Here is an 11816-nt window from a genome sequence, read left to right on the forward strand (position 1 = left end):
ATGAACGGGTGACTCAGCGTAAGCGGATCGACTCCTGGTTGTCCGACATGGACGGCGTGCTCGTCCACGAGGGGCGGCCGATCCCCGGTGCGGACGAATTCATCAAGCGGCTCAAGGAGTCCGACAAGAGGTTCCGGGTCCTGACCAACAACTCCATCTACACCCAGCGCGACCTGTCGGTGCGCCTGGCCGGCGCCGGGCTCGACGTGCCCGCCGCGTCCATCTGGACCTCCGCCCTGGCCACCGCCCAGTTCCTCGACGACCAGCGGCCCGGCGGCTCGGCGTACGTGATCGGCGAGGCCGGCCTGACCACGGCCCTGCACGAGGTCGGCTACATCCTCACCGACCTCGACCCCGACTACGTCGTGCTCGGCGAGACCCGCACCTACAGCTTCACCCAGATCACCCGCGCGATCCGGCTCATCGAGTCCGGCGCCCGCTTCATCGCCACCAACCCCGACCCGATCGGCCCCTCCACCGAGGGCTCGCTGCCGGCCTGCGGGGCCGTCGCCGCGATGATCACCAAGGCCACCGGCGTCGAGCCGTACTTCGTGGGCAAGCCCAACCCCCGCATGATGCGCAGCGCGCTCAACGCCATCGAGGGCCACAGCGAGACCACCGCCATGATCGGCGACCGGATGGACACCGACATCATCTCCGGCATGGAGGCCGGCCTCTTCACGATCCTGGTGCTGACCGGCGTCACCCAGCGCGACCAGATCGACCGTTTCCCCTACCGCCCGTCCCTGGTCGTCGACTCGGTCGCCGACCTCGTCGACCTCATCTGAGGCCGCCCGGGGTGACAACTCTCCTCCCAGGTCGCGAAGGATCGTGCGTACGGGATGAGAAAACCACTCCCGCCGTCCGCCGCCCGGTCGCGGGCCCCCGCCTGCCTGAGATCCTTGGTGGCGGACGGTGACTTACCGATGGTGAGGAGGGCGTGCACATGGGGGCGGACGCTGGGGCGGAGACGGCCGAGGAGCTGGCGACGTTGCGCAGCGAGGTGACCGAGGAGCTCAAGTTCGTCCGGGCGGCGCTGGCCGAGGAGTTCAACTCCGTACGGTCGGAGATCCTCGATCTCAACATCAACTGGACCGCTTGCTGCAACGTGTTGGCATTTAGGACATCAAGGCAGACTCCGCACCACATGTCCTTCGGGTAGCCTAACCTACGGTCCCGTAACCTGAAGGAGAAGATCTTTATGGCGATGTCTCAGACGGAACTGCTGCACGAGCTCGAGCCCGTGGTGGGCGTCGAGCTCGATCGCCACAACTCGATGGCCAAAGAGTGGTTCCCGCACGAGTACATCCCGTGGAGCGAAGGGCGTGACTTCGACGGCATCTACGGCGGCCAGGCGTGGCAGGAGGGCGACTCGAAGATCCCCGAGGCCGCCCGCGTCTCGCTCATCGTCAACCTGCTGACCGAGGACAACCTGCCCAGCTACCACCACGAGATCGCGACCACGTTCGGCCGCGACGGCGCGTGGGGCACCTGGGTCCACCGCTGGACCGCCGAGGAGGACCGCCACGGCACCGCCCTGCGCGACTACCTCACCGTCACCCGCGCGGTCGACCCGGTCGCGCTGGAGCGGGCCCGCATGTACCACATGGAGCAGGGCTTCACCACCGAGTACGGCACCATGCTCCAGCAGCTCGCCTACGTCTCCTTCCAGGAACTGGCCACCCGCATCTCCCACCGCAACACCGGCCGGGCCTCCGGCGACGAGGGCTGCGAGCGCCTGCTCGCCCGCATCGCCGCCGACGAGAACCTGCACATGCTCTTCTACCGCAACCTGCTCAAGGCGGCCTTCGAGCTCGACCCCAACCAGACCATGCGCGCGGTGACCGACGTCGTCACCACCTTCCAGATGCCCGGCACGGGCATGGACGGCTTCGCCCGCAAGGCCATGATCATCGCCAATGAGGGCATCTACGACCTGCGTCTCCACCTCGACGACGTGCTCATGCCCGTCCTGCGGCAGTGGGCGGTCTTCGACAAGACCGGGCTCGACGCCGAGGGCGAGGCCGCCCGCGAGGAGCTGTCGGCGTTCCTGGCCAAGACCGAGGTCACGGCCGCCCGGTTCGTCGAGCGCCGCGAGGAGCGCCGCGCCCGCGCCGCCGCCAGGGGCTGACGCGGGGGCCGCCGCCGTCCGCGCGGCCGTGGCATGATCCCTCCTCATGGAGTTCCTGGGCACGCTGTTCGTCTCGCTCGCCATCCTGGTGATGATCCTGCTGCTGGCGACGGCGGCCCAACGCCTGCTCGGGGTCAGGTTCGGCGCGTTACGCACCTTCCTGGCCGCGATGGTGGCCTGGGGCCTGGCCCAGCCGATGCTGACGCCGGTCATCGCCTCGTTCGGGCCGGTCGATCCGGACACCACACCCGACGCGGGCGCGCTCGGGCTGCTGCTCCTGATCGCCATGTGCATGGTGCTCATCCCCATGGTGATCCTGGTGCTGGCCGAGGCGCTGGTGCCGCCGGGCTCGGTGCCCGGGCCGCTGGAGGTCCTGCGCTCGCTGCGCGGCCGGCTCCGCCGGGCCAGGCGCTACTCGCAGATCACCAGGATCGCGTTCAGGCACGGGCTCGGCCCCTACCTGCGGGGCCGCGGCGAAAGCCTGGAGGACAGGTCGGGCAAGGTACGCCTGGCCCGGTCGCTGCGCGAGGCGCTCGACGACGGCGGCGTCACCTTCGTCAAGCTCGGCCAGGTTCTGTCCACCCGGCGTGACCTGCTGCCGGCCGAGTTCATCGACGAGCTGGGCCGGTTGCAGGACCATGTCGCCCCCGCGCCGTGGGAGCGCGTCGAGCCGGTGCTCGCCGCCGGGCTGGGCGGGCCGGTCGAGGAGGTCTTCGCCGCCTTCGACCGTACGCCGCTGGCCGCCGCCTCCATCGGCCAGGCCCACACGGCCCGCCTGCACACCGGCGAGAACGTCGTGGTCAAGGTACGCAGGCCGGACATCGAGCGCGTCGTGGCCCAGGACCTCGACATCGTCCGCCGCCTGGCCGCCACGCTGGAGTCCAGGACCCGGTGGGGGCGTGCGCTGGGGCTGCGCGACCTGGCCGAGGGGTTCGCCACCGCCATCCGCGAGGAGCTGGACTTCCGGGTCGAGGCCGCCAACATGGCCGCCGTGGCCGCCTCGGGCAGCGGCGGGGTCACCTACCCCGAGCCGTTCCCCGCGCTCTGTTCCGAGCAGGTGCTGGTCATGCGGCGCCTGTCGGGCGGGCCGGTCACCGCGGCCACCTCCGAGCAGGGCCCGGCCCTGGCCCGCGACCTGCTCGACTGCCTGCTGCGGCAGATCCTCGTCGAGGGCGTCTTCCACGCCGACCCCCATCCGGGCAACCTCATGCTGCTCGACGACGGCACGCTCGGCCTGCTCGACTTCGGCTCCGTCGGACGCCTGGACGGCTCCGTACGCTCGGCCCTGCAACGCTTCCTGCTCGCGATGAACCGGCAGGACCCGCTCGGCGTCACCGACGCGCTGCTGGAGGTGGTGCCGCGGCCGGAGGAGATCGACGAGGCCGCGCTGGAGCGGGCGCTCGGCCAGTTCATGGCCAGGCACCTCGGGCCCGGCATGGACAGCGTGCAGATGTTCACCGACCTGTTCAAGATCGTCTCCGAGTACGGGCTCTCCATCCCGCCCGAGGTGGCCGCCGTCTTCCGGGCCCTGGCCACCCTGGAGGGCACGCTGGTACGCCTGTCGCCGGGCTTCAACCTGATCGGCGAGGCCCGCGCGTTCGCCGGCCGCTATCTGGCCGAGCGGGCCGGACCCGAGTCCGTCAAGGAGGCCGTCGGCCAGGAGCTGGCCGCGTTGCTGCCGATGTTGCGCCGCCTGCCCCGCCGGGTCGAGCGCATCGCCAGCGCCGCCGAGCACGGCAGGTTCAGCCTGAACGTACGGCTGCTGGCCGACGACCGCGACCGCCGCTACGTCACCGGGCTGGTCCACCAGGTGCTGCTCACGGTGCTCGGCGCCACGGCCGGGCTCATGGCCGTGTTGCTGCTCGGCATCGAGGGCGGGCCGATCGTGGTCGGCACCACGAGCCTGTACCAGCTCCTCGGCTACAACCTGCTGGTGATCGCCTCGATCATGGTGCTGCGGGTGCTCGCACTGATCTTCCGCCGCCCCCGTGACCAGGACCGCCACCGGGACTGAGACGAAGTCGGGACTGCTCTTGACTCGGAGCTGGTCTTGGACATCCGAGGCATCGGGCACGTTTCCAGGTGACACCGGAACGCCTGGGGAGCAGTGGGTGAAAATCATCGGGATCGCCGCCAGTCTCCACGTGGGGTCATTCATCAACCGATTGCTGGACGCAGCGGGCGGCGAACTGCCGGAGGGCGTACGGTTCGAGATCTGGGCGGGGCTGGGGGATGTGCCGCCGTACCAGGCGGGCAAGGTGCCGGTGACGGCCAGGGAACTGCTCGGACTGGTCTCCGAGGCCGACGCGGTGTTGCTGACGGCTCCCGAGCACAGCCTGCTGCCGATGGAGCTGACGTACGCGCTGCAGTGGTTGTCGGCCGGTGACGTACTGGCCGGGAAGCATGTTGCGGTGATGAGCGCGAGCGCGCGGGCGTGCGGCGCGATGTGGGCGCAGGCGGAGCTCTACAAGCAGCTCCAGGGCGCCGACGCGGTCGCGATGGGCGCCGAGCTGGTCATCTCGCCGGCCTGCCCGCACTTCGACGACCACGGCCGGCTCATCGATGCCGAGCTGCGCGACCAGGTACGGGCCGTGATCGGGCAGCTCTGCCCGGCCGGGGCCAGGGAGCCGGCGTTCTCCCTGTGAACGACGCGGCCCGGGCCCTGGGCGGGTTCAGTGGGGGTCGCGGCGCAGGCGCTTGACGTCGGAGCGGAGCTTCTTGCCCGCGATGCGGCGTTCGACGGAGCCGCGGCTCGGCTTGGTCGGACGGCGGTGCTTGGGCGGCGGCGCGACGGCTTCCCTGATGCGCTGGGCCAGCCGGTGACCGGCGGCCTCCCTGTTGCGCAGCTGGGAGCGGTACTCCGAGGCCACGACGGTGATCGTGGTGGTGCCCAGACGGTCGAGCGCGCGGGCCTTGAGCGCGGGCGGGATCGCGGTGCTCGCGGCGACGTCGAAGATCAGCTCCACACGACTGTCGGTGGTGTTGACACCCTGGCCGCCCGGACCTGAGGAGCGGGAGAACCGCCAGCCCAGCTCGGCGTCGGGGATGACGATCGAGTCGTTGACGACCAGCGGGCCAGTCATGGGTGAGGCTCCTGTTTCCTGATTGCGGCTTGTTTATATGAATGTCACCGTATATGAGCGACATATGCCGTTCGCAACGGCATTTTCAATGTCTGCCCTCGCTGCGAATATGGAGAAGAACATTCCGCGGGAGGGGCACATTCCATGGACCCGAAGTGGGTCGCGCAGGCGGCGCTCACCGTAGGACTCGCCGTGATCTCCGCCGTCGTCTTCCTGCTGCTGAGGTGTCAGGGCAGGGGGCGGCCCTTCGGACCAGCGGGATGGCGGCTCGCGCTCACCGTCAGCCTGCTCACCGGGGGCCTGTCCGCCGGCGTCGCGCTGGCCGGCCACGCCCTGCTGGACGACGCCCTGGCCACCGTCCTGGGCGCGGTCGCGCCGAGCGGCCTGTGGCTCAGCCAGATGCGGGCCAAGCAGGACGAACGCCGCTCGCTGGGCCGGGAGGTGGCCACGTTCTGGCTGGTGTCCCTGCTGACCCGGCTCGACCAGGCGATGGCCGAGGACGAGCGCGTCTGGTGCGAGAAACGGGTGGACCCGTCCTGGAACGTCTACGAGCTGAGCCTGGCCGCGGCCCGCTACCACGAGCGCATCCGCGACCGCCTGTCCGCCGACGACCGGCGGCGCGAGCGGGTGCACGCCCGGCTGGACGCCGTCGAACGCAGGCTGGACGTGGCGGCGCTGATCGAGGACGGCGCCGCCCGCTCGAAGGTGGCCACGGCCCTCACCCTCTCACGCCACACCAGGACCCCGAGGTACGAGCGCTACCTCGGCAACCTCAACCGCCTGCACGGAGTACTGCGGCACGACGCCGAGAACGACGTCCTGCGCCTGCTGGCCGCGGCCTACCGGGCCGGTTACCGCTCGCTGCCCGGGTACGTGCCGCCCTCGCGGGCCCGTGCCGGCGAACGTGCCATCCGGGCGCGCTGACCCGCCTCGGGCGACGGCGGACGATCCTCCGGCGTCAGGTGAGGGCGGAGGGAGATCCCTCGGCGTCGCCGAGCGTGAACGCCAGGCGGGCCCCCAGCGCGTCGACCACCGCGCCGAGCGTGCGCAACGTGAGGTTCTCGTCGCCGGAGAGTATCTGGCTCACCCGGCCGGGCGACACGCCCAGCGACGTGGCCAGGTCGGCCCGGGTGATCTTGTGCTCCCGCATGTACCACGTGATCTCGTCGACGACCTCTTGGGCGAGACCGCCCACCTCTTCACGGGGGTTTCGGCGAAAGGCCATCTCGGTCTCGCTCTCGACGCTGTCGTTCCCTGTGCTCCTACTTTAGCTCTACCTAAACCTTTAGGCAAGACTAAACCTGAGCCTGCTCTTGACGGCCGGGGACGAGCGGCGTATTCCAATATCCGCGGAAGATCAAGCGGTCAGGGGTGGGGGAGGCGCAGTGACGGCCATCGTCGGCGTGCACGGGATCGGCAAGTACAACTACTACCTGGAGGCCGGGGGATCGGCCACCGGGGCCGCCGACGCCATGCGCCTCAAATGGGACCGCTACCTGGGCGCCGCGCTCGGCGGCGAGGCGGCGGCCTACTTCAGCGAGATCGCCTACTTCTCCCACCACCTGCGCGACGCCCGGCCGGGGGAGAGCGCGCCCCAGGCGGCGGCGCGGGTGGAGGCCGCCACGCAGCAGGTGCTCGTCGAATGGGCCAGGAACCTCGGCCTCGGCGAGCACGTCACCGGCGCGCTCAAGTCGTTCACCGGATGGCTGCTCGGCAAGCTCGACGGCAGGTCCGCGGCGTTCGCCAAGCTGTTCGCGCCGGAGGTCGCGCTCTACCTCACCGACCAGGAACGGCGCGAGAGGTGCCGGCGGGCCGTGGCCGACACGATCCGCAGGAACCGCCCCCGGGTGGTGATCGCCCACTCGCTCGGCAGCGTCGTCGCGTACGAGACCCTGTGGGCCAACCCCGACCTGCCCGTCGACCTGCTCCTGACGCTCGGCAGCCCGCTCGGCATGCGCAACGTCGTCTTCGAACGCCTCTTGCCCGCCCCCGTCAACGGCCGCGGCGAGCGTCCGAAGAACGTCGCCCGCTGGGTGAACATCGCCGACAAGGACGACATCGCCGCCATCCCGCCCGCCCTGCGCGCCAGCTTCACCGGCGTGGACGTCGAGGAGCTGGTCAACCTCGACTGGATCGACTTCCACACGGCCGAGAAATACCTAGGCTGCCCGGCGCTCGACCCGCATCTGCGACCATTCCTTGCATGACGTGGATTGTGTTCGACTACGGCAATGTCCTGTCCCTGCCTCAGTCCGAGTCCGACGCCGAGGCCATGGCGCGGGCCGTCGGCGCCGAGCCGGAGACGTTCGCGCGCGGCTACTGGGAGCACCGCCTGGAGTTCGACCGGGCGAGCCTGTCACCCGTCGACTACTGGGCGGCCGTGCTGGGCCGGCCCGTCACCCCGTCGGAGGTCGCCCGCCTCGTGGCGATGGACGTCGCGAGCTGGGCCTACCCTGACGAGGGCACGATCGCCGTCCTCGGCGAGATCCTCGACGCTGGCGACGGCGTGGCGCTGCTGTCCAACGCGCCCGTCTGCATCGCCGACGGCCTCGACGAGCTGCCCTGGATCGCCGCGATCGGCCACCGCTTCTACAGCGGCCGGATGGGCCTGGTCAAACCCGACCGGGAGATCTTCGACGCGGTCGCCCGCGAGCTGGCCGCCGACCCGTCCGAGATCGTCTTCATCGACGACCGCGCCGAGAACGTCGAGGGCGCCGAGCGCGCGGGCATGACCGGCGTGCTCTTCACCACCGCGGCCGCCCTCCGCAAGTCCCTGCGCGAGCTGCCGCGCTGACCTCCCGCCGGGACGACCGCCGCTGTTCACCCACGCTTGACTCCACTGTCACGACGGGGTCAGCGCGGGCGGACATACCTGGAGCGTGGACCGCAGAACGTTCCTGACAGCGGCGGCAGCCGGCCTCCTCGCGCCCCAAGCCGCCACCCCGTCCGCCATCACCCCGTCCCCCACTCTGTCCGCCGTCCGGCCCGCCGCGGCCAGGACCCTCAGATCCGACCCGTTCACGCTCGGCGTGGCCTCCGGCGACCCCGCCGCCGACGGGTTCGTCCTGTGGACCCGGCTGGCCGTCGAACCGCTCAGCGGCGACGGCCACGGCGGCATGCCCGCGCGCGACGTCGAGGTCGACTGGCAGGTCGCCACCGACGAACGTTTCTCCTCCGTCGTACGGTCCGGCACCGCCACCGCCCGGTCGCGGGACGCCCACAGCGTGCACGTCGAGCTGAACGGGCTGGATCCCGGCCGCGACTACTTCTACCGGTTCAGGAGCGAGGGCAGGCTCTCGCCCGTCGCGCGTACCAGGACGACGCCGGCGGGGGAGCGGCCGCTCACCTTCGCCGTGGCCGCCTGCGCCCACTACGAGCACGGCTACTACACCGCCTACCGCCGCCTGGCCGAGCAGGAACCCGACCTGGTCGTCTTCCTCGGCGACTACATGTACGAGTACGGCCCCAGCGGCTACACCGCGCTGGCCGGCCGGGTGCGTACGCACACGCCGGGCAAGTGCGCCACGCTCGCCGACTACCGGCTGCGGCACGCCCAGTACAAGAGCGACCACGACCTCCAGGCCGCGCACGCGGTCGCGCCCTGGCTGGTGGCCTTCGACGACCACGAGATCGAGAACAACTGGGCCGGCCCCGTCTCCAGCACCGGCGCACCCGGCTTCGCGCGGCGCCGCGCCGACGCCTTCCGCGCCTACTACGAGAACATGCCGCTGCGCCGCGCCAGCCTCCAGGGCGCGGTGCTGCGCATCAACCGGCGCATCTCCTGGGGCACCCTGGCCCGCTTCCACCTCCTGGACACCCGCCAGTTCCGCGACGACCAGGCATGCCTGGACGGGGTACGGGCCGGATGCGACGAACGGCTGTCCGACCGGCGCACGCTGCTCGGGTCCGGCCAGTGGCGCTGGCTGGAGGAGGGACTGAGCGGCTCGGACACCCGCTGGAACCTGCTGGGCCAGCAGATCCTCATGGCACAGCGCGACTACAAGATCGGGCCGGGCCGCGAGGTGAACCTGGACTCCTGGGACGGCTACGCCGCCGAGCGCACCCGCCTGCTCGGGTCGCTGTCCACCACCTCGAACCCGGTGGTGCTGACCGGGGACGCCCACATGCACCACCTGGCCGATCTCAAGGCCGACTTCGACGACCCGGACTCGCCGGTGGTGGCGAGGGAGCTGGTGACGTCGTCCATCGCGAGCGACGGCGACGGGTACCGGGACCGGACGTGGATCGCCGAGGCCCTCCAGGAGAACCCGCACATCTCCTTCATCGACCAGCGGCGCGGGTACCTCATGGCCCGGCTGACCAGGGACGAGCTGTCGGTGGACTTCCGGACGCTCGACTACATCTCCCGCCGCGGCGCCCCGGCCCGCACCGCCCACCGCATCACCGTCCCGGCCGACCCCGACCGCTCGGCCGCCCGCGCCGCCGCCCGCCCGCCCGTCGTTGGCTGAACGTTCGCTGGGAACGGGCTGAGGGTCCGCCGGGAACGGCGGGCGGGGGCGTTGGGCGGCGGCCGGTGGGTCAGGCGCCGGGCCAGGTGCCGTCGGGGAACTCGCCGGTGGCGGTGCCGGTCATGACGACCTGGTCGCGTTCGCCGAGGCCGGAGGTGATCTCCACGTACTGGTCGCCGCGGACGCCGGTGCTGACCACCTTCGCGGCGTCGTGCCCGCCGGAGCGTACGGTGACCACCTGGGCGCCGTCGGAGCGGCTGCGTACGGCGGCGGCGGGGATGAAGATCGTGTCCCTGGCCTCGCCGGTCGTCACCGAGACCGTGGCGGTCTGGCCGAGCATGAGGCCCTTGGGCGGCTCGTCGAAGGCCAGGGTGACGGAATAGCGGACGAGCTGGTTCTCGACGGTGGCGGTCGGGGCGATGGCGGTGACCGTGCCGTCGTGGCGCTCGCCGGGGCGGGTGGCGAGGGTGATGCCGGCCTTCTGACCTAGTTTGAGGCGGTTGACGTCGGATTCGGTGACCATGGCCTGGACCTGGAGCTCGTTCAGGTTGCCGAGGCTGATGAAGGTCCCGGTGCCGGCGGTGTCGCCGACCGTGCCCGCCACCGACAGGACGGTGCCCGAGGTGGGAGCCACGATGCGGGTGGCGCGTACGGCGTCGGCGGCCTGCTCCAGGGCGGCTTCGGCACGGTCCACGTTCGCGGCGGCCTGGTCCTCGCCGAGCCCGCCGGTCTTGGGGGCGGTGGTGGTGGTGCGGGAGGAGGTCTTCGCGGGTGCGCAGGCGCCGGTGCCCTGGGTGGGGCGGGGGGAGCCCGTCGTCCGGGGCTTGGCCGGGGTCTTGGAGGTGGGCTTGGCGGCTGGCTTGGTGCTGGGCTTGGTGCTGGTGGACGGGGTGGTGGAGGGCTCGGCCGTGGCAGGCGGCTTGGCAGGGGAGGTGGACGGCGTGCCGGGGGAGGAGGTGTGGCCGCCTCCAGGGGGGTTGCCGTCGCCGGGTGGGGTGGCCGTCACGGTGACCGTGGCCGTCACGGTGACGGTCACGGTGGGCTGGGGCTCGGGGGTGTGGTGAGTCGGGGGTGAGGTGCGGGTCCTGCTGGGGGTGGCGGTCGGGGTGGGCGTAGGGGTGGGAGTGGCGGGCCCGTTGAGAGGCGCGTCGGTGCCCGTGCCAGGGGGGACGGTCGGGCCGAGGACGCCTTGACCCGTGGACCCGCGACTGTCCGGGCCCGGGACCGTGCCGGTGGGCGCGGTGATGGTGGGGGTGGCAGTGGGCGTCGCCGGGCTCCCCGCCGGGGTCCCTGCCGGGGTCCCTGCCGGGGTCCCGGTCGGGGTGCCGGTCGGGGTGCCCGCGGGCGTGGCGGTGGGGGAGGAGGCGGCCGGGGAACGGGCGCCGGTGGGGGAGGTCGCGGGCGGGCAGGTGGCGGTGCCGCCCGCACGGCTCTGGCCGGTCCCACTGGAGGAGGTGCCGCCGCTGCGGGTCCCGGTCCCTGTCCCGGTCCCACTGGAGGTGGTGCTGCCGCTGCGGGTGCCGGTCCCCGTGGCGGTCGCGGTCCCGGTCCCGCTGCTGGTGCCGGTGCCCGTGGCAGCGGTGGGGCCGGTGGCGGGGGTGCTTGTGGCGGTGGTGAGGGCTGATCGGGCGGCGGCGAGGTCGGCCTTGGCGGCTGTGTACGTCTCGCGTGCCGAACGCCCGTCGATCCTGGCCAGCACCTGGCCCTTGGTGACCTTGGTACCGACCTTGACGTACACCTTGGTCAGCGGGCCGGACGAGCCGAACGCCAGGTCCCGCCGGGCCCCGTCCACCGTGTTGCCGGCGGCGCTGACCAGGGCCGTGACCTGGCCGCGCTGGGCGGCGGCGAGCCGTACCCGGACGGCGGGAGGGGCGTCGTCGCGGAGTGCCAGCGCCAGGCCCGACCCGGCGACGAGCACGGCGAGGGCGAGCCCGCCCAGCGCGAAAGTCGGTCTCATGGGCGTCCATCCTGGCCGACCAGGTTCGCGGCAGCCTGCGAGCAGCCTGAGAGTTACCTGTGTGACCCCGTACGGGCCCAGGTTGTCAGCGAACGTTCAGCTACGTCACGGCTGCGGCGCAGGCTGGTGTGCAAGGGTCACCGGCTGTGAAGGTGTCGACAAGGCGCAGAGCGCTG

At 71.7% G+C, this 11816-nt stretch carries 12 protein-coding genes; 9 read left to right on the forward strand and 3 right to left on the reverse strand.

Annotated features, from left to right (window positions below; translation table 11 throughout):
* Positions 1–8: 8 nt before the first annotated feature.
* The 5 genes from IEZ27_RS20015 (at position 9) to IEZ27_RS20035 (ending at position 4776) form a co-directional block, all read left to right on the forward strand.
* Positions 9–788, forward strand: a complete 780-nt coding sequence (locus tag IEZ27_RS20015) for an HAD-IIA family hydrolase (RefSeq protein ID WP_189648624.1) — start codon at positions 9–11, stop codon at positions 786–788.
* 158 nt (positions 789–946) lie between these two features.
* The gene (locus IEZ27_RS20020; RefSeq protein WP_189648625.1) at positions 947–1162 is read left to right on the forward strand and encodes a hypothetical protein; all 216 of its coding nucleotides are present in this window, start codon (positions 947–949) and stop codon (positions 1160–1162) included.
* Between the two features lie 39 nt (positions 1163–1201).
* On the forward strand, positions 1202–2131 hold the full coding sequence (locus IEZ27_RS20025) for an acyl-ACP desaturase (protein ID WP_189648626.1): 930 nt from the start codon (positions 1202–1204) through the stop codon (positions 2129–2131).
* Between the two features lie 46 nt (positions 2132–2177).
* Positions 2178–4145, forward strand: coding sequence for an ABC1 kinase family protein (locus IEZ27_RS20030; RefSeq protein ID WP_189648627.1), 1968 nt, complete (start codon positions 2178–2180; stop codon positions 4143–4145).
* Positions 4146–4242: 97 nt separating this feature from the next.
* Positions 4243–4776, forward strand: coding sequence for an NADPH-dependent FMN reductase (locus tag IEZ27_RS20035; RefSeq protein ID WP_189648628.1), 534 nt, complete (start codon positions 4243–4245; stop codon positions 4774–4776).
* Positions 4777–4803: 27 nt separating this feature from the next.
* Here IEZ27_RS20035 and arfB read toward each other — a convergent pair whose 3' ends face one another.
* A complete protein-coding gene (gene arfB, locus IEZ27_RS20040; RefSeq protein WP_189648629.1) occupies positions 4804–5214 on the reverse strand; it encodes an alternative ribosome rescue aminoacyl-tRNA hydrolase ArfB in 411 nt (136 codons plus the stop codon).
* 144 nt (positions 5215–5358) lie between these two features.
* On the opposite strand from arfB, the gene IEZ27_RS20045 reads away from it, so the two are divergent.
* Positions 5359–6138: a hypothetical protein gene (locus IEZ27_RS20045; RefSeq protein WP_189648630.1), complete on the forward strand. Its 780-nt coding sequence runs from the start codon at positions 5359–5361 to the stop codon at positions 6136–6138.
* 34 nt (positions 6139–6172) lie between these two features.
* On the opposite strand, the gene IEZ27_RS20050 is transcribed toward IEZ27_RS20045, so the two are convergent.
* A complete protein-coding gene (locus IEZ27_RS20050; RefSeq protein ID WP_189648631.1) occupies positions 6173–6439 on the reverse strand; it encodes a helix-turn-helix domain-containing protein in 267 nt (88 codons plus the stop codon).
* A gap of 160 nt (positions 6440–6599) precedes the next feature.
* Between IEZ27_RS20050 and IEZ27_RS20055 the strand changes: the two genes are divergently transcribed.
* From IEZ27_RS20055 to IEZ27_RS20065, 3 genes are all read left to right on the forward strand, one after another.
* A complete protein-coding gene (locus IEZ27_RS20055; RefSeq protein WP_125638901.1) occupies positions 6600–7421 on the forward strand; it encodes a hypothetical protein in 822 nt (273 codons plus the stop codon).
* Positions 7418–8008, forward strand: coding sequence for an HAD family hydrolase (locus tag IEZ27_RS20060; RefSeq protein ID WP_189648632.1), 591 nt, complete (start codon positions 7418–7420; stop codon positions 8006–8008). The genes IEZ27_RS20055 and IEZ27_RS20060 overlap by 4 nt, the downstream gene beginning before the upstream one ends.
* 85 nt (positions 8009–8093) lie before the next feature.
* Positions 8094–9683: an alkaline phosphatase D family protein gene (locus IEZ27_RS20065; protein WP_189648633.1), complete on the forward strand. Its 1590-nt coding sequence runs from the start codon at positions 8094–8096 to the stop codon at positions 9681–9683.
* A 70-nt stretch (positions 9684–9753) separates the two neighbouring features.
* Here the strand turns inward: IEZ27_RS20065 and IEZ27_RS55000 are convergent, their stop codons facing one another.
* Positions 9754–11640 carry an efflux RND transporter periplasmic adaptor subunit gene (locus tag IEZ27_RS55000; RefSeq protein ID WP_189648634.1) on the reverse strand — a complete coding sequence of 629 codons (1887 nt, stop codon included), beginning with the start codon at positions 11638–11640 and terminating at the stop codon, positions 9754–9756.
* Positions 11641–11816 lie beyond the last annotated feature (176 nt).

The sequence above is a fragment of the Nonomuraea spiralis genome (assembly GCF_014648435.1).
Classification (GTDB): Bacteria; Actinomycetota; Actinomycetes; order Streptosporangiales; family Streptosporangiaceae; genus Nonomuraea; species Nonomuraea spiralis.